The 23,795-nt window shown below is 41.1% G+C and carries 21 protein-coding genes; 10 read left to right on the top strand and 11 right to left on the bottom strand.

Annotated features, from left to right (window positions below):
- The first annotated feature begins 28 nt into the window (after positions 1-28).
- Positions 29-829 carry an ABC transporter ATP-binding protein gene (locus FFL34_RS14915; protein WP_138604126.1) on the top strand — a complete coding sequence of 267 codons (801 nt, stop codon included), beginning with the start codon at positions 29-31 and terminating at the stop codon, positions 827-829.
- A gap of 50 nt (positions 830-879) precedes the next feature.
- On the opposite strand, the gene FFL34_RS18355 is transcribed toward FFL34_RS14915, so the two are convergent.
- Positions 880-1,311 (bottom strand): hypothetical protein, encoded by a 432-nt coding sequence (locus tag FFL34_RS18355; protein ID WP_234031518.1) that lies wholly within the window; start codon positions 1,309-1,311, stop codon positions 880-882.
- 306 nt (positions 1,312-1,617) lie between these two features.
- Between FFL34_RS18355 and FFL34_RS14905 the strand changes: the two genes are divergently transcribed.
- The 7 genes from FFL34_RS14905 (at position 1,618) to lipA (ending at position 8,927) form a co-directional block, all read left to right on the top strand.
- On the top strand, positions 1,618-3,180 hold the full coding sequence (locus tag FFL34_RS14905; protein ID WP_138604125.1) for a spore germination protein: 1,563 nt from the start codon (positions 1,618-1,620) through the stop codon (positions 3,178-3,180).
- Positions 3,181-3,212: 32 nt separating this feature from the next.
- Complete coding sequence (locus tag FFL34_RS14900) at positions 3,213-4,319, top strand: GerAB/ArcD/ProY family transporter (protein WP_171046400.1); 1,107 nt, start codon at positions 3,213-3,215, stop codon at positions 4,317-4,319.
- Positions 4,320-4,324: 5 nt separating this feature from the next.
- Positions 4,325-5,497 carry a Ger(x)C family spore germination protein gene (locus FFL34_RS14895; protein WP_138604124.1) on the top strand — a complete coding sequence of 391 codons (1,173 nt, stop codon included), beginning with the start codon at positions 4,325-4,327 and terminating at the stop codon, positions 5,495-5,497.
- 17 nt (positions 5,498-5,514) lie between these two features.
- Positions 5,515-5,742, top strand: coding sequence for a hypothetical protein (locus FFL34_RS14890; protein ID WP_138604123.1), 228 nt, complete (start codon positions 5,515-5,517; stop codon positions 5,740-5,742).
- A gap of 45 nt (positions 5,743-5,787) precedes the next feature.
- Positions 5,788-6,894, top strand: a complete 1,107-nt coding sequence (locus FFL34_RS14885) for a GerAB/ArcD/ProY family transporter (protein WP_171046399.1) — start codon at positions 5,788-5,790, stop codon at positions 6,892-6,894.
- A gap of 259 nt (positions 6,895-7,153) precedes the next feature.
- A complete protein-coding gene (locus tag FFL34_RS14880) occupies positions 7,154-7,999 on the top strand; it encodes a lipoate--protein ligase family protein (protein ID WP_325053278.1) in 846 nt (281 codons plus the stop codon).
- A complete protein-coding gene (gene lipA / locus FFL34_RS14875; protein WP_138604122.1) occupies positions 7,992-8,927 on the top strand; it encodes a lipoyl synthase in 936 nt (311 codons plus the stop codon). The genes FFL34_RS14880 and lipA overlap by 8 nt, the downstream gene beginning before the upstream one ends.
- A 124-nt stretch (positions 8,928-9,051) precedes the next feature.
- Here lipA and FFL34_RS14870 read toward each other — a convergent pair whose 3' ends face one another.
- The 3 genes from FFL34_RS14870 to FFL34_RS14860 form a co-directional block, all read right to left on the bottom strand.
- Complete coding sequence (locus tag FFL34_RS14870; RefSeq protein ID WP_138604766.1) at positions 9,052-9,492, bottom strand: PCYCGC motif-containing (lipo)protein; 441 nt, start codon at positions 9,490-9,492, stop codon at positions 9,052-9,054.
- Between the two features lie 754 nt (positions 9,493-10,246).
- Positions 10,247-11,728, bottom strand: coding sequence for a sodium:solute symporter family protein (locus FFL34_RS14865; RefSeq protein ID WP_138604121.1), 1,482 nt, complete (start codon positions 11,726-11,728; stop codon positions 10,247-10,249).
- Between the two features lies 1 nt (position 11,729).
- Entirely contained in the window at positions 11,730-11,918 is a 189-nt protein-coding gene (locus FFL34_RS14860; protein WP_138604120.1) for a hypothetical protein, read from the bottom strand.
- A 171-nt stretch (positions 11,919-12,089) separates the two neighbouring features.
- Here FFL34_RS14860 and FFL34_RS14855 point away from each other — a divergent pair, with 171 nt between their 5' ends.
- On the top strand, positions 12,090-12,626 hold the full coding sequence (locus FFL34_RS14855; RefSeq protein ID WP_138604119.1) for a transcription repressor NadR: 537 nt from the start codon (positions 12,090-12,092) through the stop codon (positions 12,624-12,626).
- A gap of 135 nt (positions 12,627-12,761) precedes the next feature.
- On the opposite strand, the gene FFL34_RS14850 is transcribed toward FFL34_RS14855, so the two are convergent.
- The 5 genes from FFL34_RS14850 to FFL34_RS14830 all read right to left on the bottom strand — a co-directional run bounded on the left by FFL34_RS14850 (position 12,762) and on the right by FFL34_RS14830 (position 20,477).
- Entirely contained in the window at positions 12,762-13,313 is a 552-nt protein-coding gene (locus FFL34_RS14850; RefSeq protein WP_138604118.1) for a lysozyme inhibitor LprI family protein, read from the bottom strand.
- Positions 13,314-13,409: 96 nt separating this feature from the next.
- Complete coding sequence (locus FFL34_RS14845) at positions 13,410-13,706, bottom strand: hypothetical protein (protein ID WP_138604117.1); 297 nt, start codon at positions 13,704-13,706, stop codon at positions 13,410-13,412.
- A 220-nt stretch (positions 13,707-13,926) separates the two neighbouring features.
- Positions 13,927-15,600: a UvrD-helicase domain-containing protein gene (locus FFL34_RS14840; protein WP_171046398.1), complete on the bottom strand. Its 1,674-nt coding sequence runs from the start codon at positions 15,598-15,600 to the stop codon at positions 13,927-13,929.
- Complete coding sequence (locus FFL34_RS14835; protein ID WP_138604115.1) at positions 15,581-18,118, bottom strand: hypothetical protein; 2,538 nt, start codon at positions 18,116-18,118, stop codon at positions 15,581-15,583. Before FFL34_RS14835 ends, FFL34_RS14840 begins: the two co-directional genes overlap by 20 nt.
- Positions 18,075-20,477 (bottom strand): UvrD-helicase domain-containing protein, encoded by a 2,403-nt coding sequence (locus FFL34_RS14830; protein ID WP_138604114.1) that lies wholly within the window; start codon positions 20,475-20,477, stop codon positions 18,075-18,077. Before FFL34_RS14830 ends, FFL34_RS14835 begins: the two co-directional genes overlap by 44 nt.
- 470 nt (positions 20,478-20,947) lie before the next feature.
- Here FFL34_RS14830 and FFL34_RS14825 point away from each other — a divergent pair, with 470 nt between their 5' ends.
- Complete coding sequence (locus tag FFL34_RS14825; RefSeq protein WP_138604113.1) at positions 20,948-21,181, top strand: SPOR domain-containing protein; 234 nt, start codon at positions 20,948-20,950, stop codon at positions 21,179-21,181.
- A gap of 760 nt (positions 21,182-21,941) precedes the next feature.
- On the opposite strand, the gene FFL34_RS14820 is transcribed toward FFL34_RS14825, so the two are convergent.
- Positions 21,942-23,159 carry an alanyl-tRNA editing protein gene (locus FFL34_RS14820; RefSeq protein WP_138604112.1) on the bottom strand — a complete coding sequence of 406 codons (1,218 nt, stop codon included), beginning with the start codon at positions 23,157-23,159 and terminating at the stop codon, positions 21,942-21,944.
- A gap of 416 nt (positions 23,160-23,575) precedes the next feature.
- Entirely contained in the window at positions 23,576-23,653 is a 78-nt protein-coding gene (locus FFL34_RS19065; protein ID WP_407656622.1) for a putative holin-like toxin, read from the bottom strand.
- Between the last annotated feature and the right edge of the window lie 142 nt (positions 23,654-23,795).

The raw sequence follows: 23,795 nt of genomic DNA, 5'->3' as shown, positions 1-23,795 counted from the left end.
AGAGTTAATACAGAAGGAGGAAAACCGGATGACGAATGTGATCGATTTCCAAAATGTTTCATGGAAAAGACAAGGAGAAACCATCTTACATAATATCGACTGGCAAGTTACCAGCGGGCAGCATTGGGCGATTCTCGGGTTAAATGGCTCCGGAAAAACGACGCTGTTAAACATGGTGAATGGATATATTTGGCCGACAGCCGGAACAATCCGTGTCCTTGGCAAAACATTTGGCAAGACAGATATTCGCGAGCTGCGAAAAGCGATTGGCTGGGTCAGTTCCTCACTGCAGGAAAGGATCAGGGGTACCGATCTTGCTGAACAAATAGTGATCAGTGGTAAATTTGCTTCATTCGGACTGTACGACCAGCCGGTTGCCGAGGATTACGAGCGGGCGCACCAGCTGATGGAACAGGTTGGCTGCAGTCATTTACACGGTCGCACGTATCAGACGTGTTCACAAGGAGAGAAACAAAAACTGCTGATTGCGCGTGGACTCATGGCCTCGCCAGCATTACTCATCCTGGATGAACCAACGAACGGGCTTGACTTTATTACCCGTGAAGAACTGCTCGCCTCCATCCAGCAGCTGGCTGCACAACCGGATGCACCAACCATTCTGTTTGTCACGCATCATATTGAAGAAATCCTGCCGATCTTCAGTCATACGTTATTGCTGCGTGAAGGAACTATTTTTGATAAAGGAAAAACGGAGAATCTGCTGTCGGCAAGCACATTATCAGGGTTTTACCGTCTTCCCGTTGAAGCAAAAGAACAGAACGGTCGCATGTGGCTATCTTTACAGGAACATATCCCCAACACCAATTAGTAGGAACAGACCTGAAACACCTTCCAGATGACGAAGGTGTTTTTTATTATCTAGGAGATGGTAGACCCCTCAGCTAGGAACATCGACGCTTTATGGCGGATCATCAACGCTTTACGGCGAAACATCGACGCTTTACGCCTGAACATCGACGCTTTAGCAACAAACATCAACGCTTTACGCCTGAACATCGACGCTTTAGCAACAAACATCAACGCTTTATGCCTGAACATCGACGCTTTAGCAACAAACATCAACGCTTTACGACTGAACATCGACGCTTTAGCAACAAACATCAACGCTTTACGCCTGAACATCGACGCTTTAGCCTCAATCATCAACGCTTTACGACTGAACATCGACGCTTTAGCCTCAATCATCAACGCTTTACGCCTGAACATCGACGCTTTAGCTGCATTCATCGACGCTTTAGCAACAAACATCAACGCTTTATGCCTGAACATCGACGCTTTAGCCTCAATCATCAACGCTTTACACCTGAACATCGACGCTTTAGCTGCATTTATCAACGCTTTACGGCGAAACATCGACGCTTTAGCTGCAAATCATCAATAATCGCATGCTTTTCAAGGTTGCCGCGTGTTTATCCTTTTGTTATGCCATTTACTATCGTTCAAGAATAAAATTCCAATCATTACACAAACTATTGGAAAGCTCGGCATGGCCTTGTCTTATAGCAATTGCCGGAGCCTTTTTAAAAAGTTCTCCAAAATGTATACTTTTGGACGTTACAGAAAATGGTAAGGGTACTGGAGTTTGGAAGGGGTGGTATGATGTGGCGAATTCGGCGTAAAAAGGATAAAAAGAAAAAACAATCGGCGCTAAAGCAATCGAAACAGGAGCAAGACCCACTATATAATCATATAACCGATAATGAAAACCAGCTACGGTCGATTTACCAGGATTGTTCGGATGTTGTCTTCCATCCTTTTAGCATAGGCGGAAAACACCAGGCGTTGCTTATTTACATAGATGGTTTATCGAATACGGAAGAAATCGATGATAGCGTACTTTCGCCACTTATGACCGCGACAGGAAATGATCAGGAGCAACAAGTAGATAAATTAATCAAGAACACGGTAGCTGTTTCTGAAACAAAAGCTGTCAAAACATTCTCTGATTGTATACAAGCAATTTCCACCGGGAAACCTGTCGTCCTGGCAGACAACAGTCAAACGGGATTTTCCTTAGGTTTATCCAAATGGGAAAAACGTTCGGTGGAATCTCCCGAAGCTGAAAAAATGATACGAGGCCCACGAGAAGGCTTTGTTGAAACATTAACTGTCAATACCTCCATGCTAAGGCGTAGAATCAGAAGTCCAAAGCTGAAGATGCAATCGATGGAAATAGGCCGTTATACCAAAACCAACGTTATGGTTACTTTTGTGGAGGGGATCGTCGACAAGACGCTAGTCGAGGAAGTGACCAATCGATTGAATCGGATTGACATAGATGGCGTGCTGGAAAGTGGTGTGATTGAAGAATTCATTGAAGATGACCCTCATTCTCCTTTTCCGCAAACATTGGCAACGGAACGGCCGGATATCGTAACGTCCAATCTGTTGGATGGACGTGTGGCTATATTGATTGACGGTACTCCCTTTTCCCTCATTGTACCGACAACACTTTACACCCTATTACAGGCGGGGGAAGATTATTACCGGCGTTACCTAATGTCTACAGCGATTCGCTGGCTTCGGTATCTTTTTCTAGTCATATCGCTGCTGCTGCCATCGTTATATGTGGCGGTGCTTACCTATCACCAGGAAATGCTGCCGACATCGCTGTTAATTAGTATGGCAGCAGCACGCGAACAGATTCCCTTCCCGGCACTTGTCGAAGTACTAATGATGGAAATCACTTTTGAGGCGTTACGGGAAGCAGGGGTACGACTTCCAAATCAAGTCGGGTCTGCTGTGAGTATTGTTGGAGCACTCGTCATTGGCGAGGCTGCGGTTTCGGCAGGTATTGTTTCTGCTCCAATGGTTATCGTTGTTGCAATAACAGGGATTGCCTCGTTTACCATTCCCCGTTATTCCGCGGCAACGGCTATTCGCATGCTACGCTTTCCTATGATATTACTTGCGGGGACGCTCGGGCTGCTGGGAATCATGCTTGGCATTATTATGATTATCGTGCATTTGGCGACATTACGCTCATTTGGTGAACCTTATCTAAGTCCGATGGCACCAATGCAATTTAATGAAATGAAGGATACACTGATGCGTGCACCGTGGTGGAAATTAAATAAGCGACCTCGCCTTACCGGTGAATCTAATGAATATCGTCAGTCTCCTAGTCAAAAACCAAGTCCGATACGCGGGAAAGAATAATCAACCGTTTTTCGATAGCGAGGTGGAACACAATGATAGAAAAAGGAAAGATCAGCGCTGTACAGATGGCCATTTTACTTTATCCAACTGTTGTAGCGACGGCTATTCTTATCTTGCCGGCTACGACAGGCCAATTTGCAAAACAGGATATGTGGCTGTCACCAATCTGGGCTTCTTTATTTGGTTATCTTGCTGTCATAATTGCCTATCGTCTCCACCACTATTACCCGCAGAAAACATTTGTGCAATATAGTGAGAAGATTGTGGGGAAATTCCCGGGAAAATTGCTCGGACTTGGTTTCCTCTTTTTCGTCCTGCATACGAATGGAATGATTTTACGGGATTACGCGGAGTTTGTCACTGGGAATTTTCTTTTGCAAACACCAATTATTGTTACGATCATGACCATGGCGTTTGTCTGTGCATTGGCGGTACGCGGCGGGCTGGAGGTAATCGCACGAAGTTCCCAGATTTTCTTTCCTGTCTTTATCGTGTTGTTTCTTGTTATCGTTCTATTATTAATTCCGGCGTTAGAACCGAAAAACATATTCCCTGTTATGGAAGAGGGTGTGAATCCATCGATTGTGGGGGCGATTATACCTTCACAATGGTTTAGTGAATTATTTCTTATTTCTTTTCTTTTACCCTACCTTCGTAAAAAAGAGAACGGATTAAAATGGGGGCTGATTTCAACAGTGCTTATCTTGGTCACTTTGGTTATCACGAATTTATTCTCGCTTCTCTTGTTCGGGGATATTACCCCTTCATTTAACTATCCGGTTATGGACGCTGCCCGTTATATTAATATAGCTGAATTTCTGCAGCATGTGGAATCTATTGTCATGGCTATATGGGTAACAGGCATGTTTGTCAAAATTTGTATTTTCTCCTACGTTGTTGTGATTGGTACGGCGCAATGGCTGCACTTATCTGATTATCGTCCGATTGTGTTTCCCATTGGCTTTTTATCAGTCTCTATCAGTATGTGGAGTGCTTCTAATGCACAGGAACTGACACACTTCACGAATACTTCCTGGACCTTTTATGCCTGTTTATTTCTAATAGTCATTCCCCTTGTTTTGCTGTTGACGGCTAAGTTGCGCAATAAGTTCCAAAAAAGCAGTAACACTGAAAGGTGAACAACATGAAACGTTTATTTAACCCGAAGAAACGCCTACTAACAATCATATTATGTTTCATCCCTATTTTTCTGTCAGGCTGCTGGGATCGGACAGAAATCAATGATTTAGCGATTGTTGTAGGCGTGGGGCTTGATAGGACGGATAATGGCAAGATTGAGCTGTCGGCCCAAATCGTCAATCCTAAAGTGGTTGGGGGCGCAGGAATGAACGGCGGTGGCGGACAAGGTGGAGAAAAACCTGTGATTGTTAAAACAGCCACTGGTAAAACGATCTATGATGCCAGATCCAAATTACAAGAAAGGACATCCAGACGGCTTTTTGAGGGGCATAATCGTGTGATCATCATCGGCAAGGCGCTGGCTGAAGCAGGCATTCGTAAGCATATCGACTTTTTTGCCCGATTTCCCGTCCCACGTCTCCGGGCAAATGTATTCTTTACGGATGGGAAAGCCACTGATATTTTAAAAGTTATTCCAAGCTTCGAGGATGGGGAATCTGCAGAAGTTGCAAGGGAACTGGCAAAGCTTAAAATTGGATTGAATGTAACCACCAAAGACTTGCTGCAACAATTAGCCAGCACATCAGGTGATACAGCGTTACCAATAATAACGGAAAGTAAATCCAAATTAGGAGAAGGGTTACGTGTCAATGGCACGGCAGTTTTCAAAAACAATAAACTAACCGGACAAATCGATGACAAAGTGACAAGGGGATTACTGTGGATCATTGATCAGATTCAACTATCTGCCGTCACCATTCAACCAAAGGATGCGGAAGGTTATATTTCCTTTAAATTGCTGCGTTCCAGTACGGAATTAATTCCCACTATCAAAAACGGAAAATGGAAGATGACCGTTCAGATTACCACAGAAGACGATGTTGCCGAAAACGAAACCAAATTGGACATGATGGATCCAAAGACTATAGAAAAACTGGAAAAACAAATGGAAAAAGAAATTGATAAACGTATTCAATTGGTGCTCGACGAGGTGCAAACAGGAATGGAGGCAGACATTTTTGGATTCGGCGAGACGTTTGAGCGCCACTATCCGAAACGATGGAAGCAAGCAAAGGATAAGTGGAATGAAAAATTCCCCGAAATAGAAGTTGTCATAAAAAGTGATGCGAAAATAAGAAGACCCGGCAGATCAAGCGGACCACAAGGCGTACCTTAAGAGAAGGAGAAAAAGAAATGAAATGGTTAATGGTTCTCGGAATTGTTGCCGTCGCTATTCTTATCACCTTATACGAATGGCCGAAAATAGAAAAGGAGCAAAAGAGGGAAAAAAAGGTATTCGTCGTGCTAACAACAGGCAGCGTCATCCTAGGTATTGTGCTCGTGTATTTCCCTGATATGCCGGGTCCTACCCAATTAGTTGAGGCGATTTTCAAGCCTTTAGGGAAGCTGTTGGAGCCATAATCGTCGTCCGACCAAGTTCTTTTCATGCAGGAGGTGAATCGCGCGATGATGGATAAAGGGAAAATCAGCGCAATACAACTGGCGTTTTTGCTTTATTTGGCGATCACGTCAACAGCCGTATTAATCGCCCCCGCCATTACCGGGGGAGTCGCCGAACAAGATATGTGGTTAGCACCCATTTGGGGATCCATTGCCGGCTTTCTAACTGTCTTCATTGCTTATCGGTTGCATACCATTTACCCTAAGCAAACGATTATCCAATACAGTGAAAAAGTTATCGGACGGATTCCGGGAAAATTGATTGGATTACTGTTTCTCGTCTATTATTTGCATCTGAATGCACTGTCATTAAGAGAATACGGTGACTTCGTTGTGGGAAATTTTCTTCCGGAAACACCCATATTCGTTGTACTGGGAACGATGGTATTCGTTTGTGCAGCTGCTGTGCGTGGTGGAATTGAAGTATTGTCAAGAACCGCAACTATTTTCATACCACTAATCTTTGCCTTGTTTCTATTCATTGCAATCATGCTTGTGCCAGATTTGGAGCCGCAGCATATGCTACCGATCATGGGAAATGGAATAGGTCCCTCCTTAACAGGCGGTTTCCTTGCATCAAGCTGGTTTATGCAATTCTTTCTCCTGTCTTTCTTCCTGCCCTCTTTAGGTAACCAGCAAAAAGGGTTGAAATGGGGAATGTTTTCGGTGATTGTAACGATGATTACGTTCTTTTTAGCCAATTTACTTTCGCTTTTTATATTTGGAGATATCACAAGCACGTTTAATTATCCGGTCATGAGTGCAGTCAGGTATATAAGTATGGCGGATTTCCTGCAACACGTTGAAGCTATTGTCATGGCGATTTGGGTTACTGGTACCTTTGTGAAAATTGCCGTCTTCCATTATGTCCTTGTCATTGGTACGGCGCAATGGTTGAAATTATCAGATTATAGGCAGCTGGTCTTTCCACTCGGTTTCTTGTTAGTCATCATGACCATTTGGTCTGCCCCCAATTTACAGAAAGTCGCTCATGTGTTAGGCACGACATGGCCATTTTATGATGTTCTCGTTCATGTGCTTATTCCCATTCTGTTGTTGGTGGGTGTATGGTTACGGGGAAAAGCCGCTGGGAAGAATACTCGTAAAAAGTAGCGTCGTTTAGCATTAATAGATGAAAGACGACAGCATACCCCCAGCTGCCTTGCTGCTATTTTGCCGAAAAGGCCAGCATAGATAGCTAGGCCGGTTCCACGTTCATCCCGAATTGCTGGCCGCACATGGATCTCATCAAAAGAAAATGTCATTGACAGAAAATTTACAGAAGATGGAAATATTCCTTATTCCTTTACATAAATTTTCAGTCATGCTAATCTGAACATGGTTGAGAGAAATGATGAGGGGGGTGTGAGATTTGCATGAAGAATGGTACTTTCTGGATAGTGGCTATCTCGATGCAGCGGTAAATATGGCATTAGATGAGACACTCTTGAATTGGCATAAGGAAGGGAAAATCCCGCCAACTTTACGCTTTTACGGCTGGTCCAGACCGACGCTTTCAGTTGGACAGTTCCAAAAGACCCATAAGACAATTGATTTTGGCGCTGTGCGTACATATAATTGTCAGTTTGTCCGACGTTTAACTGGCGGCAGTGCAGTTTTGCACGATAATGAGCTAACTTATAGCATAGTTGTTTCAGAGGATCACCCAGGTATTCCTGCGTCTGTCACAGAAGCCTATTATATTTTGTCAAAGGGGCTCGTCGAAGGGTTTAATAATTTGGGTATTACGGTGGATTATGCGATGCCGGATAAACAAACAGCACGCGATCGTTCCGCTGTCTGTTTTGAAAAAGCTGCCTTTTACGAAATGATGGTTGATGGCAAGAAATTATCCGGAAATGCACAAACAAGAAATAAAGGGGTCCTCCTGCAGCACGGATCCATCCCCATGGACATGGATACCGAAATGCTTTATGACTTATTTCTTTTCCCTAATAATGCAATAAAGCAAAGAATGCGTGATGCTTTTCACAGAAAGGCGATCACCATTGATCAATTGACGAACAAAACGCACACATACGATATGATGAAAGATGCCTTTTATGCCGGGTTTGAAACAGGGCTGGATGTGACCTTGCAACCGTTTGAGCTGTCACGCCAGCAGTGGGAGGAAGTTTATCGTTTGGCCGAAACAAAATATCGTACAGATGATTGGAATTATTATCGATTGCGAAAGGAGTCTGTGAAACATGGCTAAAAACTACCAGCATATCCGAAAACCGGAGTGGTTAAAAACAGACTTGAAAACGAATAAGTCTTATACCGGTCTTAAAAAGTTAATGCGGGAGAAGCGGTTGAATACGGTTTGTGAGGAAGCTCGCTGCCCGAATATTCATGAGTGCTGGAGTGAACGCCAAACAGCAACATTCATGATTTTAGGCAATGTATGCACACGCGGATGCCGGTTTTGTGCAGTAGCAACCGGACGGCCAAGTGAACTGGATTGGGGAGAACCGGAACGAGTAGCTGAATCCGTCGAAATGATGGGGCTCAAGCACGCGGTTATCACAGCTGTTGCACGTGATGACTTAAATGATGGCGGTGCAGCTGTTTTTGCGGAAACCGTCCGGGCGATCCGACGCAAAAATCCAGGGTGTACGATTGAAATTTTGCCATCAGATATGAAAGGTGATTATGAAAGTCTTTATACGTTAATGAATAGCAAGCCGGATATATTTAACCATAACATTGAAACCGTTCGCAGACTGACGAAACGGGTGCGTGCAATTGCTACATATGAACGCTCTCTAAAGCTGCTGGAACGTGTCAAAGAAATCGCACCTAATACACCGACCAAATCAAGCATTATGGTTGGATTGGGCGAAACAAAAGACGAAATCATAGAAGCGATGGATGATTTACGCGCCCACAATGTAGATATCATGACGATTGGCCAGTACCTGCAGCCGACGAAAAAGCACTTGAATATTGAACGGTACTACCACCCTGATGAATTTGAAGAGCTAAAGCAAATTGCACTGGAGAAAGGGTTTAGCCATTGTGAATCCGGCCCGCTAGTAAGGTCATCTTACCATGCCGATGAACAGGTGAATGCTGCTTCCAAACAGAACCGGATCAAATACATGAAAGGCATTGAAGAACAGGAACAAGAAAAGGTCTTTTAAACTCCCCACCACTTGCCTATTCTTACAGAGGGGAATTCCTGTGTTCGTCCGAGGTTGGAGTTTTCTCGCCTGTCACGATAGAAAAAAGCTTATCACGATGGTGGTAAGCTTTTTGTCCGTCATTTCAAACTTCTGGCGTCGGTGTTGGTTCCGGATAGTCGCCTTCCTGATATTTTTCATCGATCATATGGCGAATGTCTTTGATGGATTTACCTTTACCGAATTCCACAATCGACTCCGCTGCTATATCCAGACATGCCTGACATTTCGTCGCATGATCATCCCAAACGAGCGAACCGTCATCATTATTTTGGTTAATGAAGCAATCATAGTTGCTCGTGTGGCCAAATTCCCCACAACCACAGTAACAAGGCATGGATTCCAATAAATCCTGACTTTTTGCCACTGCTGTATACAGGGTTTTCATATCATCGGACTTCGCATCTAAAAATGTTGGCAAGTCATCGACAGAAGTGGTTGTTTCCCGGATATCTCCGGTACTTGCCTCATTCGCCTGCTCATCCTGATCTCCTTTATCTGAACACGCACTTACCAATACGATCATCAGTACAAAGCCGATCACCAAATATTTCTTCAAAGATTGTCCACTCCTTTCAGCGCGTATCTTTTTTTCTTATCATACCATGTATTTCGCCTAAAAAGAAGTTTGTCACAACATTGTTGCATCCATACGTATCTTACCAGTCGGTTTTTTCATGAACAATTGCATTATATTTTTGCAGCAGTTTTCCGAGCCGTTTTGGTTTCGAGACGGCCGCTCAAGACCTTTTCGACCACATTTGAGCTCCGTTTCGGTTTCGAGACAGCCGCTCAAGACCCTTTCAGCCACATATGAGCTCCGTTTCGGTTTCGAGACGCCCGCTCGAGACCTTTTCGACCGCATGTGAGCTCCGTTTCGGTTTCGAGACGCCCGCTCGAAACCTTTTCGACCGCATGTGAGCTCCGTTTTGGTTTCGAGACAGCCGCTCAAGACCTTTTCGACCACATATGCGCTCCGTTTCGGTTTCGAGACGGCCGCTCGAGACCCTTTCGACCGCATATCAGCTCCGTTTCGGTTTCGAGACGGCCGCTCAAGACCCTTTCGGCCACATATGAGCTCCGTTTCGGTTTCGAGACGGCCGCTCAAGACCCTTTCAGCCGCATATCAGCTCCGTTTCGGTTTCGAGACGGCCGCTCAAGACCCTTTCGGCCACATATGAGCTCCGTTTCGGTTTCGAGACGGCCGCTCGAGACATGTGCGCTCATTCGGATTCCATATTTCTATCCTCATCCTCTTTTTAGATGGGGTCCGCGTAAAATTAACTAACGGCCCGTTTATTACCTTCCTTTGCCCGCTTCGTTATGTTCGTAAATGCCTCGGCTTTTTCCACCGGTGCTTTCGTCACAAGGCTGACACCTATAAAGATAAGACTTGATACAACTAGCCCCCAGATACCTGAAGCCAGCCCTAGTGGTTTGCTGCCGAAAAGTTCCAGAATAAGAACAAGTGCTGCGCCAAGCGATACACTGGAGACGACACCGGCAGCGGTTCCGCGTTTCCAGAAAAATGTCCCGAAAAATGCAGGAACAGCGACGATCAATCCGGATGACGCGGCAACCGACAGCACAGCAATTAAATTAAGTTGCAGTTCGGCAAACACAAACGCCAACACCGCAATCACCGGCATGATGATTTTCGCCACCCGTAATTGTTTCGCATCATTCGGCTGTTTGCTTGCATTGCCATAAATATCACGGGAAACCATCGATGATAAGGTCAGCATAATCGAATCGATGGTCGAAACCGCTGCAGCCATGATACCGACCATTACAATTACACCGAGCACCGGCGGGACTAATTCAGATGACAGGAGTCTCGGTGTGGCCAAATCCGCCGTTTGTAAATCCGGGAACATCTGTAGCGCAGAAAATCCCCATAATACTGATACAAACGTATAAATGAATCCGAACATGAGAAAGCCGATCAACATCTGCCGTAAGCCTTTTAACGATGCGGGCATGAACAACCGCTGACTCACTTGTGGATTGGACAAACTAAAGAAAAACCATGGCAACGTCAGCCCAAGAAACGTTAGAAAATCGAAATAGCCGTTACCCGGAACCGCCAATGCACCCGGATGGTTTGTCTCGAGATCAGTAAAGAATTGCCCAAAACCGCCAAGCCCTTGCACAACAAATAAAACGACAAGTGTGGACGTAAGAATCATGATTACCGCCTGCAGTGCATCAGTCCAGACAACAGAACGGATGCCCGCTGTATAAGAAAACAAAATGGCCATCACCGTTGCCATCACAACACCCGCCGTAAATGGAAGCACATCACCGGTGATTCCCTGCAATAAGTACCCCACACCAGCCAACTGAACCGCGCAATACGGAATAAGAAACAGACAGCTGACGATGGACGTGGTAATGGCGGCTGATTTGCTCGCATACCGCCCGCCAATCATTTCCGATGGGGTCACATATCCGTATTTTTTTCCGGCCAGCCAAAATCGGGGTCCAAACAAGGCTACCAAAGATACCCCGGTAAAATAGACGATTTCAAAACCAAGCGCCCCGACACCACCTTGATACGTCAACCCGGCCAAACCAACCATCATGAATGCACTAAACGTTGTCGCGCTATAACTCAATGCTGACAAGATTCCATTCATGCTGCGACCACCAAGGAAAAAACCCGCCATATTCGATCGATTACCACGTCTGGATAATATTGCAACCACCAATGCTAAGGTAAAATAAACGCCAATTCCCCAAACTGCCATACTTGTACCCAATTTACTTCCCCCAATCCTTTGTAACCATGATATTTGCGACAATGACTAGCATCCCTACAATCCCCCATAAAAGAAAACTGCCATACCAGGCATCAACCCCTGATAGAAATCTGTAAGGAATAAAATAGGCTGATAGAATCAGTAACACAATCAAAACTCCCCAACCAACTTTCGCTTTGTCTTTTCGCATGTGATCTCCCCTTTTGTGAATGATTGAACATATAAAGTCTAGTTAACCCTGAACCTTACATGTGTCTTTACACATATCATTACACATATAACGATATTATGCAAGATGTTTTTTCGTGTACCAATGTCAACATTTTGGTATAATAATAATTGAAAAAAGTGGGGTGTTCATGTGGTCGATGGGAATAAGGTATTTGGTGAAGATAGAAGAAATCTGATTCTATCATGGTTAAAGCAAGACAGTCAGCCTTTTTCCGGTAAAGTCCTCGCCGAAAAAACAAACGTAAGCCGCCAAGCCATTGTGCAGGATATTTCTTTACTGAAAGCGCGGGGAGAACCGATCATCGCAACGTCACGCGGCTATGTTTACTATACAGACAATAAGAATCCGACAGCATTTACAAGAGTCATTGCCGTCTGCCATCAGCTGGAAGATACCGCTACGGAGCTTTATACACTGGTAGACCATGGCGTTAAAATTCGGAATGTCATGGTGGAGCATCCCATTTATGGGGATCTGACCGGTTCACTAATGATAAAAAACCGGCTTGATGCCGATGCATTTCTGCAAAAGTTACACCAAACCGATGCCACGCTGCTTTCCAAACTTACTAGCGGTGTACACTTGCACACCATTGAGGCGGATACGCAAGAACAACTCGAAAAAGCGTGCGATGCTTTAAAAACGGAAAGTATTTTACTGGAGTAGACACATAACTATCGGTAATGCCGCTGACGGGGGAACTGGCGAGGGGCAGAAAACAAGGTAACAGAAAAAAAGATGTTGCCTGATAAGCATCAGGCAACTGAGGTTGGAAAAATCAATTGTCGTGGGTAATAAAAATTATTTCATATAATCTTCAACTAACTCGAAGCATCTTTCTTTAGTAAGATTGTTCCGGACCATGACATATTCTAATTGTTCCATCGTACCGCCTTTATATTTGAGCGATGCCTCTTTTGCAGTATCATCTCGGTCATCTAACCATTTACGTTGCTCTTTTCTTAGTTGGTCCATCTCTTCAGCAGAAAGTTGCTTCTTTAGAACGCCGTAAATCTCATTTAACAATCCATCCCAAACGTCGTATCTATCACCTTCTATTTTTTTCATAGCATATGTAGTTTTACCTTCTACTTCTTTTCGTGACGCTTTCATCTCTTTTTTAGCATCATTTAATTTTTTGAGATATTCCTCTTTTAAATTCCCTGTATTCGCATTGTCGATGGAATCATTTGCTTTCGAATCTACATTGGAAGAATCGGCATCCGTGTTCTGATTCGCGTGTGACGGACCGTCCAACGCAGCACTTGATTCATCGGATGAGTCTCCACAAGCGGCTAATATAACGAATACTACTGTTAATATTGCTATTAAAAATTTACGATCATTCTTCATTAAAAGACTACCTTCTTCTGTATACTAGTTTTCCATACTTCCAAAGCAACATTTTCCGATTATATGGAAAACGAAAAAAGGAGCGCAATCATTCCATTATTGACTTTTTATTATGCGCTTGAAGTCCTTTACTTCACTTTCATTCTTAACGGAACGAACTAATAAAGTATCAATAACCCTATGCTGCTCTTCTAAAGTATCCTTTAATTCATCAAATCTTTCATCGATGTGTTTAGCAACAACATGATTAATTGTGCTGCCGTTCGGTTGTTCTTGTCCGTCTTTAAGTTCTTTTATGTCTTTATTTAAGCTATCAAAGCGTTTATCCAAACCATCCATTCTTTGATTAACCTTTTGAATTTCGCTAAGTATTTGCTTCAATGTTTCTTCCATTAATATTACCCCCCAGCTTCTTTTCTATATTATATCACGGTTAGGTTAAGAGGAAATGATTGAATCCCTTTTTCGCAATTTTTTCATAATAGACAGAAAAAAATTCGTTTCATCATACGCTTCTTAAGCACTATTAACACTCAATAGTAACAACCGGACCAACCCAAAGGCATTCACATAGAATACAAATTTTAAACCAAATCGAACTCTTAATAGTTTTTCAATTATTTTTATATTTACTTTTACTGAAATTACTTACATAGTCACGTGTATCGAAATCATTTACAAATGGGGAGATCCTTATCTGCTTTTCAGCAGCGTAAAAAATTTTTAATTCTTCTTTTGCTCGGGAGTTAGCGACATACAATACTTTTTTCTCATCATTTAGTATGTCATCATAGTCTTTATCATAATTCTGATAGTTAATCTTTTTTGTGTCATATCTTTTTTTCAGATCATTTATTCTTTCGGAGGAGGGATAATGCATTCTATCAAAGTGAACAATAAACACAAAGTCAAACTCCAGTCCCTTAATCTCAAAAGGATTGGTAAAGAATATCGGCTTCTTCTCTTTATTGTAATTAAAACTTTTCCCATATTGCTCTATTCCAATAACGTGAAAGTCCCGTTCAAGAGCATGACGAAGATTTCCATATTGTTTCACTTCATTGTCGTTATAACGATGGATAACAGCAATTGACTTTCCAGGATGGTTCGTCTGCAATTGATTTATTTCTTTTTTCATTTGACTGGCCAAACGTTTCATAGTTGTAAAATGTTTAATCTCCGGTTTCGGCCCCTCTCGGAAAAAGTTTTGATCATCTTCCCGAACATTCTCCACGTCCGTAAATTGAAGGGCACTTGCTAGGTTCATAATCTGCTTAGTCGACCGGAAATTCTTTGTCAGCCTTTGATTTGTTCTTGAGTTCACCTTTAAATTGAGATCCTTGTAAGAAACCGGTGTCCGTTTATAAATACGCTGTTTAGCATCACCTACTAATGTTATCGATTTCTTTGCAAGTTTCACAAGACTTTTGATTTGCATTGGCTGAAGATCTTGAAATTCATCCACCAAAATATGGTCGTATTTAAATGATGCATTCGGATTTAGCTGCAGTTCATTAAGTAAGTGCAGTGCATAATCTTCCATATCCAACTGTGGCGTTTTGAAGTTGGTCTTCATAAATTCCTGATACAGATCAAACAAATGGAAAATAGTGGGCCGCTGTCTTTTTGCGACATTTGGACTATGACCACGACCTTTACGCTCTTTAATTGAATATTGATCCCACGTATTGATTCCATTTGCCTTCATCCAGAAAAATTCTTCACGTAAAAATTTAGCCGAATGCGTCTTAAATAGTTTCTCGTATTTTTCATATTCTGACGAATGTTTAAACTGATCCAGGATAGTCATAATCTTGGATTCAATGAATGATTCATGTTCTGTTATAGAAGATTGTTTCATTTGCAATCGATTAATATTTGGATACCCACATTCATACATTAGTATATTTCGTACTAAATCATGGTACGTGATGACTTCAACATCATGTGTTTGCGACAATTCACGGTATTTATCGGATTGATTTAGCCGTTTCCGGGTATCCTGTGTTAACGTTTGATTAAAAGTAACGTAAAGAATTTTTTGGCGAGACTCTTCCTGTTCCATCAATTTAATCAAGCGATAAACGAGCATTAAACTTTTTCCACTGCCGGCAGATCCCCTAATCACTAACTGTTTCTCGTTTGATTGCACCACTTGTTTTTGTTCATTTGTCGGTACAATTCCGGGTAGGAGCCCCTCTAATGAAAAGTAGTTCTTCCATCTTCTTGATAATCGCCTGCCGAACGCTTCAATTTCTTTCTTCCGATCAATTGTCGTTGTTGTCAATGGCATACATCCCTTCACTGCAAATCTTTAAAAACTGACACATTTTACAATGATTACCCGGCTCTGCCTTCACTTCAAACTGATTAATATTCTTCTTAAACTGCTTTATAATTTCCTTATCATTGAAATCCTTGTACTTACGGTACTGATTTCTGGCCTTGGTTCGGCGATTCTCTCGATACAAACTGCGCAAAATCTGTAGGCTTTGCAATTCGCGTGGATAAGTGATGTTTTCGAAATTTTTATACTTACGAAGCTTTACCTGATATTCCATGTCAATAAGATTCTCTTTTTTTGTAAAAGTCCAGTGTGGAAACAAAGGGAAAATATAGTTTTGAAACGCCTCTCGCTCTGACTGAGATATAGAAAATAACTTCCCTATTTTACTAAAAAGAAATTGGTGATGAAATTCTTGTTCGTAAATAGGTTCCTGATCAATAAAGGTTGCCATGAAAAATTTTTTTGAACAGAAATCGTGGTTCAGCCAATAAACATCCGGTATTTTATTATGGAATTGCTTTACATCAATATCCGGTTTTTGTACAAGTTCCCTTTTCTGCATTTTATCTAATGTTAGCCTATCTTGTGGTGTATATGACTCAATCTTTCCGTCATTGTATAAATCGGCTAATATTTCTAAATAAATATTTCTGAGTGAGTCTTCCTGAAGATTTTTTATCCAACTGAATTTCACAGGACCATCATAATTTGCCAACATATTGTATAGTTGATATAATCCAAGTTTAGGAAAATTCTCTTCAACCGTATAATCGACCCATAAAGCATGCAACAGCCTGTTTCTCATAGAGGATGTCACAGCTTGAATCATGCTTTTAAATTCACTGTGGTTAAAAAATAATGATGGACTGGTGCTGGAATGCCTTTCCGGGAAATTCATCTGAGTAATATTGGTCAGATGAAGTGTTTGATTTTGATTGCCATCTAACATTTTCTCCCAAAGGGTTGGTAGTGAATGAATATCTGTTTTTTTCGTTTTAAAGTTGGAAGCTGTCAAATAGATTAGCTGCAAGAGTTCTGGAGCAGAAAATTCCCAGTCATCAGGAAAGCGCTCTACAAATACTTGGTCCCACACTTGATTCTCATACCCTATTCGATTCCGAAAAGTTTCTTGCCATCTCGCAAAATAGGTGTTAACTGGAACGATTTCCGTTTCAGACGGTAACAAGTAACCGCAGAGCCTTTCAAATTCCTCTACCAAATTAATCAGCTGCTTAATGGTTATATCGTATCTTTCACTATGAAGAAAGGAAAACGTTCGAAATGGGTTTAACATATAACGCTTCATTCTATTTCTTCCAGTATCCTCGTTATTCTCTCTGTCAAATGACTTGTTAAGAATGTCCAGTTCCTGCAAACGGTACAGTCTTTCTTTGACATCTTCAGTCGTTTCAATACCTGACATATAATCCGAAAGGTCCATCATAAGTGAAAGCCCATCTTTACCTTTGGCATCTTCTAAACTCACCCATTCACTTGTAATTAAATCAATCAGATTTTGGTAAGATAAATAAATTTTACCATTCCAATACGTGCAGTACTGAAGATGATATGGAAATCTACCAATTGTATTTTCGTATAGCTCACTAAAAGTATCGCTAACTAATGTTTGGATTTCATCTGGATTAATAGAAAAAATATGGTCATCTGTTTTTTGAAAGTACGTTCGAAAACTATGTTGAGATTCGAATTCAAAGACAGAAACATTGTCCCGCTCGTTTAATTTGGAAGGTATTCCCTCATTGAATAAAGCAAACCGTTCCCCTTTGTGATTTGTTGGGCCCTCGTTAACATTCGAATCCCAAATTTTCTGCTTGGTGACAACTTCATAAACCTGTTTCCAATAACCGAACGTTCGTTGATATTGATGTTGGTATGGAATACGGAATTCTATTTTAAAACCCTTTCGATGAAGAAAATGAATTAAATTCATACGGCCATAATTTAAATATTCCACCTCATAAAAAATAAACTTTTCTATTCTAGTGTGCCCCGCCAACTTCAAGGAGATATTTTCTTTTGTTAGATGAACCTTTTGATCATTATAGTCTTTAACAATGCTTTCTTCCAGTAACCGATTAACAAGATACATTACTTCCTTTTGCCTACCGTTATAAAGTTGAACAGGAATTTCCTCTACACCGATATCCGCAATTGTATACATCGTATCGACAATCGCGGACAACCGGTTTATTAAATAGTTTTGGTGATTGAAATAGCCCTCTTGAATTAATTTCCTTAATGTCGACTGAAAATAGATATGCGTCTCAGCACGATGATACTCATTGAACAATAAATAGGATAAATCCGTAAAGGTGTTTACAATAAGATTAAAATTCTTTTTAACTTTTGCGGCCAAAGAACCTAATCCGAATATATGGAGCTCTTTATCAGAATAAATTTGTTGATCTAAACAAGACGCCAAAGATGTATATGTCTGGTACGGGAATAGCCCATTAATGTGCTGTGTTTGTTGTTTCTTTTTCAAGTCCTTTTGCAATCAAATCACCCCACCGAGTTGCAGTTTGACTGTGCGAATAATCTGGAGCATCCAAATAAACACCCTTTTTTGCCCTAGTCAATGCGACATAAAGCAAACGTGTCTCCTCACCAGCCTCCTCAAAAATCTCATCAGTCCGCAAAGATTTATATACATCATTTTTATAGGTTTTACCCTTAGAAATAAACGTTTTATAGCCTATAGCATTCCCGCTGGTGACAACATCAGTTTTTGAGTAACTATTAAAACTTCTTTCTGTATACGGAAGAAAAACGTAGTCAAAATCCAGACCTTTTGCCTTATGTACTGTCATAATGGACAAGCGTGCGTTTCCCGGTTCTGTTGAGGTAAGTTTTGTTATGCTTTTATCTGTAGTCATTTTTAGTGACAGTATATTTAAAAGCTTACTTAACGTCGGGACAGTTCCTCTAGATTCTTCTTTTAATAAATATATAAGATGATCAAGGTTTAATTGATACTCATGGCTCAAAGTTCTAGCTTGCTCTAGATAATATTTTGCATCTTTTTCTGTACCAGTCACCGATTTATCTGAAATAAATCTTTCTGCATAAACCTTTGCCGGATTTATCGTTTGAACAATTTCTTGCAGTACTTCAAATACTGGTTTATTCTTAAATTGTTCTTCAAATGGCTCTAGTAGTTGATCTTTGTCAGTTAGCAATTGCCTTATATACATCTTGTCTGCATTGAACCCAGATAACACATCCGCCACAGGAAGACTACGCTCACCATAAGAAGAAAGGTGAAGCATGTAGCGATTGTTCCATACTTTTGGATGGGTAAACCGCTTTAAAAGTTGATAAAACTCCCTGACAGCAATCGTCCGATAAAAATCTCCATCTCGATCTGCGGTATAAAAGATATTGTTCTCCTCACAAAGTGCTGATAATTCATTTACTTCACGATTAGATCTTACCAGAACTGCTGTATCAGTGTTTTCTACTTTCCTTAAATAGTTGATAAGGCTTGCATTTGTCTGAAAAGTTTGATTAACAACGGGCTTATCCAACTGTTTTTCCGGTTCAAACCCGTCTATAAGGTAATCCTTTTTGTCAAATTTAAATGTTTTGACCCAATCGGGCCAGACCTTGAATATATTGTTCAACTGAGTTAACAGATTCTTATCCGATCGATAATTAATTTGTAAAAAATGTTCCTGATGAATGGTTACTTGACCCTTCAATTGTTTAAAAGCAGTATAGTCAGCACCTCTAAACCTGTAAATGCTTTGCTTTACATCACCCACAACAAATAATGATAGCGGATAATGATTTACCAAATATGAAAAGAACATCGTCTGTTGTCTATCTGTATCCTGAAACTCATCAATAAAGATATATTTGAATGGGATCTCATAACCTATTTCCTTTGACTTCAGCAGCTCTAGATTGGTGATTAAGTCATTTACTTCAATATACCCTGCCTCTGCTTTGTATGTTTCCAACCTATTTATTGTTTCTTTAACAACAAACTCAAAAAGTTCATGGGAACCGTCATCGGCATATCCAAAATCCATATTTTGGATTGCATTTACAGAAAAAGAATAATTTCGTAATTGATTGATAATTGACTCGACAGCATAGACAATTCGATATTGCTCTATATATTTAAACTTAGCAAAAAGCTTTGGTTTTTCTTCATGGAATTCATCGATAACTTCTTCAATAATCTTTCGTCGTTTGTAAGTAAACTTACTCACCCGTATATCTTTATTCTCAAACATCGAATTCATATTCAAATTCAAAATTTGGCGGGCAAACGAATGAATGGTTCCGATTGTCATATCTTTCAATTCCTGTAGCCAACTAAGATACTTTAAGTCATTGGTAATTTTAAAATATACCTTTATTTTATCGATTAATTTTTGACGCATGTTATTAGCTGCCTTATTAGTAAATGTGATTAAAGCCAGCTCTGAGAACGTCATACTCGGATTTTTATATTTCAAAAACATAATCCGATTAAGCATGACTGTCGTTTTTCCAGTACCTGCTCCAGCAGATACACTGATATTTTCATTTACGAGAGCATGTTCAATAAGGAATTGTTGCTTATTAAAATAAGCTGCATTTTTATCGAGGAACTCCAGCACTGGTTTAGGTACCTCTCCATTAGTGTGATTGAAAGAATAATGAAGTTCACTATGAAATGGAACCTCATAAGCAAAAAAGAGTTGGAAATCAGTAGCAAATTTGATAACTTTATTTTCGAATAATATGTCAGTAGGGTCATATGTAAAAAAGTAGACTTTGGTCCCCTCGCATAAAAAAGAAACTAATTCTTCAATTACCGTTTCATTTATATTCATTTGAAAAATCAGACGTGAATAGTTCTCCATAAAATTCACCAACCCGACTTATTTAAGAAATTATATCTATTTCTAGTACTATTTTATCAAATATGCCGAAAAAGAGTAGAGGGTTTTTGAATTTTGTAGTTTATGACTGTCCATTTATTTAAAAAGTAATTTAAGGCATCCGTATAATCATCCAATAAGTTACTTTCATCATCAGCTATAAATTCACTATTATATTGGAAGATAGTTTTTAAACATGGGTATCTATCTAATCGGAAATTTTGATTTATGCTACCGTTGTCCCGCATGAGAGGTGATACACTTTCCTCAGTGTTACTTCATTCTCCACGGAAAAAAACCACCTTCTTCCAGCGTTTTGTCCGACAGTATTCGCTATCCCGCCTTAGTTTCTATTAGATTATTTAATCAATTTACAAAAACCCATGTCCATCGACCATTCCTTTGCTTAACAGTTGAATATACTACCTGTAAACGGAACTAGGAGGATTTTTATGGGGAAGTATAAGATAGTTGTGGGTACAACTGACAGGAAAAAGCGTGCTCAGCACCAGTATAATTTAATAACCAAGAATAACATTAATGCAGACATTAAAATATATAAAGTCGATAGCGGTGAACTCTATTGCGTGGAGGCTGGCCCATATTCAGGGAAAAAACAAGTGCTTCAAAACCTGGATAAGATTAAAGGCCTTGGCGTAATAAACGCTTTTATTACGAGTGCATAGTAGACAAGTTGCCTATCCCTTTTCTCGGTGCTCCTCTGGCAGAAGTCTACAACCCAAGAGGTCAACCGGCTTACGCCATAGTGCTGTAGACCCGATTCACTAACACCTTCATGAACTCCGGGGTTGCGATAGCCTTGTCCCCCCTGTGCAATGGAATCGTTCCCGCCGCCTATAAGAGAAGCCAATCCCCGACCATAACCAAATTGTTTGGAAATGAAACCCAAATTTGTGACAACTTGAGCGAAGGGAGAATCACCAACCTGTTTTGAAGGGTGTATGTATGTGTAATAAGGAGGACAAAAAGATGCCTATTACACAACATGACAGTCGTAACAAGTTTTCAAAAACGCAATTGAAGATTGGCAGCAGGAAGGACAGGGCTTGAAAAAACGTCCTGTCCTTATTATTGTCGCAAATATTAATTATGGTAAAAGGACTGAAAGTAACTAAAACTGGACCGACCCAAAAGCATCCGCATAGGGTAAAAATCCTTGGTAGTCCGGAAGCCAATCTGCAACCTATTTCTTTCGTTCTTTTTGATAATGTAGATTTGAAATCATGGGGAAAGTTTAGTGACATTTCATGGGCTTTTGCTGATTTCACTTTAAATCAACTATTTCTCCATTCTCACAAAAACAACGCATAAGCACACTCTCTCCTATAGAATACGTGAAAAGTTTCCTCAACAAATCAGGCACTATTCCATCGACAAACGCTCCATATTAAAGAAGCGCTCCTCCCGGCGAAGGGCCTGCAGAACCTACTTTTGTGTCAGGCTGCTGACCTGACTCACAAGCGCCTCCATAACCTTCTGAGCTGCGATGGTCTTGTCGCCTCCTCCTTGTGCAGTCGAACCGTTCCCACCGCCTTTTCCATTAATAAGAGGCAGTGTTTGTTGAACAACATCATTCATGTTGGCAGGTACATCGTCACTTTTCGAACAAACCAACTGCAGTTTATTGTCGGTTTCGCTAATGAGAAGCACCAAGATATTCGTTGTGCTTACCGTAATGTGCTTTGCCAATTGCTGGAGCTCACGCATTGGCCGGTCTTGAAAAATTGCCTGAACGATATTGCGGTCGTTGATGCAGGCCGCGTGATCAATATAGGCGCCTGCTTCATACTTGATCAGTTCCGATTTCAATGTATCGATCGTTTTTTCATGGTCTTTTATTTGCTGTAAAGCCTTGTTTGCCGCTTCGTCCAGCTTTTCCTGCGGTGCATTTAACGTGGCTGTGAGCCGCTGTGTGACCTGATGTTTCGCACCAAGCTGCCTGAGGACGCGGTTTCCGCAAACAAAATAAACACGTATTTTATGCTTTTTTTGTTTTTCCCAATGCAATATTTTAATCGATTGAACCTGCCCGCAGGAATCAGGATGTGTGCCGCCACAGCCGTTATAATCGAATTCCGGAATGATAACGAGACGAATATGGTCGGTAACGGAGACGGCTTTCCTGAGCGAATAGGCAGCTAATTCATTTTCGGTTACCCATTTCGTATCCAACGGACGGTTTTCCAGGATAATCTTATTGGCGATAGCCTCTGCCTGAGCCGCTTCCTCGTCGGATAGGTTCACTGTTTCCAGGTCAATGGAACATACTTCCGTGCCTAAGTGAAAGCTGACTGTTTTCAAGCCAAATTCGTTGTCAAAAGCTGCAGATAATATGTGTTGTCCAGCGTGCTGCTGCATATGGTCGAACCGCCGCTCCCAATCGATTTTTCCAGTAAATGTATGGTATCCCTCGGCAGGTTCCTCTAAGTAATGCCGAATTTCTCCGTCCACTTCTTCTACGTCGTACACGTTCACATCATTCAGCGTTCCGGTATCATGCGGCTGTCCGCCACCGGTTGGGTAAAATGCAGTCTGATCCAAGACAACATAAAAACGCCCTTGTCCATCTTTGCCCGACCTTTGCAGATTAGCTGTAAATGACCGTTGATACTGGTCTTGATAGTATAATTTTTTTGTAAGCATGTGGTTTGCTCCTTTTAGCTATATTCCAGGAATTGGCCGTTTGACAGTGTATTGCCAAACGTAATGATCCTCTTTTTTATAAGGGCCTTGCAATTTTTCTGCTATAGACCAAACAAAATTAACTATATCATTGACGTTCTTTTTTCCCCCTGCAGTACATATCTATCTTTATTAGGTAGTTTATAAGGAAAACAATGTTCTGATAGGATGAACAGTATGGTACCCAAAAAGCCAAAGGACAACTTTTATTTTAACATTTCAACAAATCGTGTATAATATAAATAGATAGGAAATACATTAATAAAGACCGAGTGGTGCTGGTACACCAAACGGTCTTGTGTGTAACAGCCCTTCAAGGGGGCGGCTCACATTAGGAAAAGGTGACCACCTAAATGCTCGCTAGGCTAACAGGGTGGTTACTTTTTTTCTGACAGAATGGCAACGACAAGCGCTGCGAACGAAATCATTACAATCAATGACTCGTAAACTGTCATAGGCATCACCCCCTTTCTATTAAAGGGGTGAGCCACCACCCACGAAAACCTTATTACACTGCATCTATTATACCAGAGGATTATCTTAAAAAGGAATAATGCAACAACTTTCTGTCATTCATAGAATGAACAAAGACGCAAG

The sequence above is a fragment of the Lentibacillus cibarius genome (assembly GCF_005887555.1).
Classification (GTDB): Bacteria; Bacillota; Bacilli; order Bacillales; family Amphibacillaceae; genus Lentibacillus; species Lentibacillus cibarius.
The sequence above is the reverse complement of the archived record's forward strand: the minus strand, read 5'-3'. Positions and strand labels throughout refer to the sequence as shown.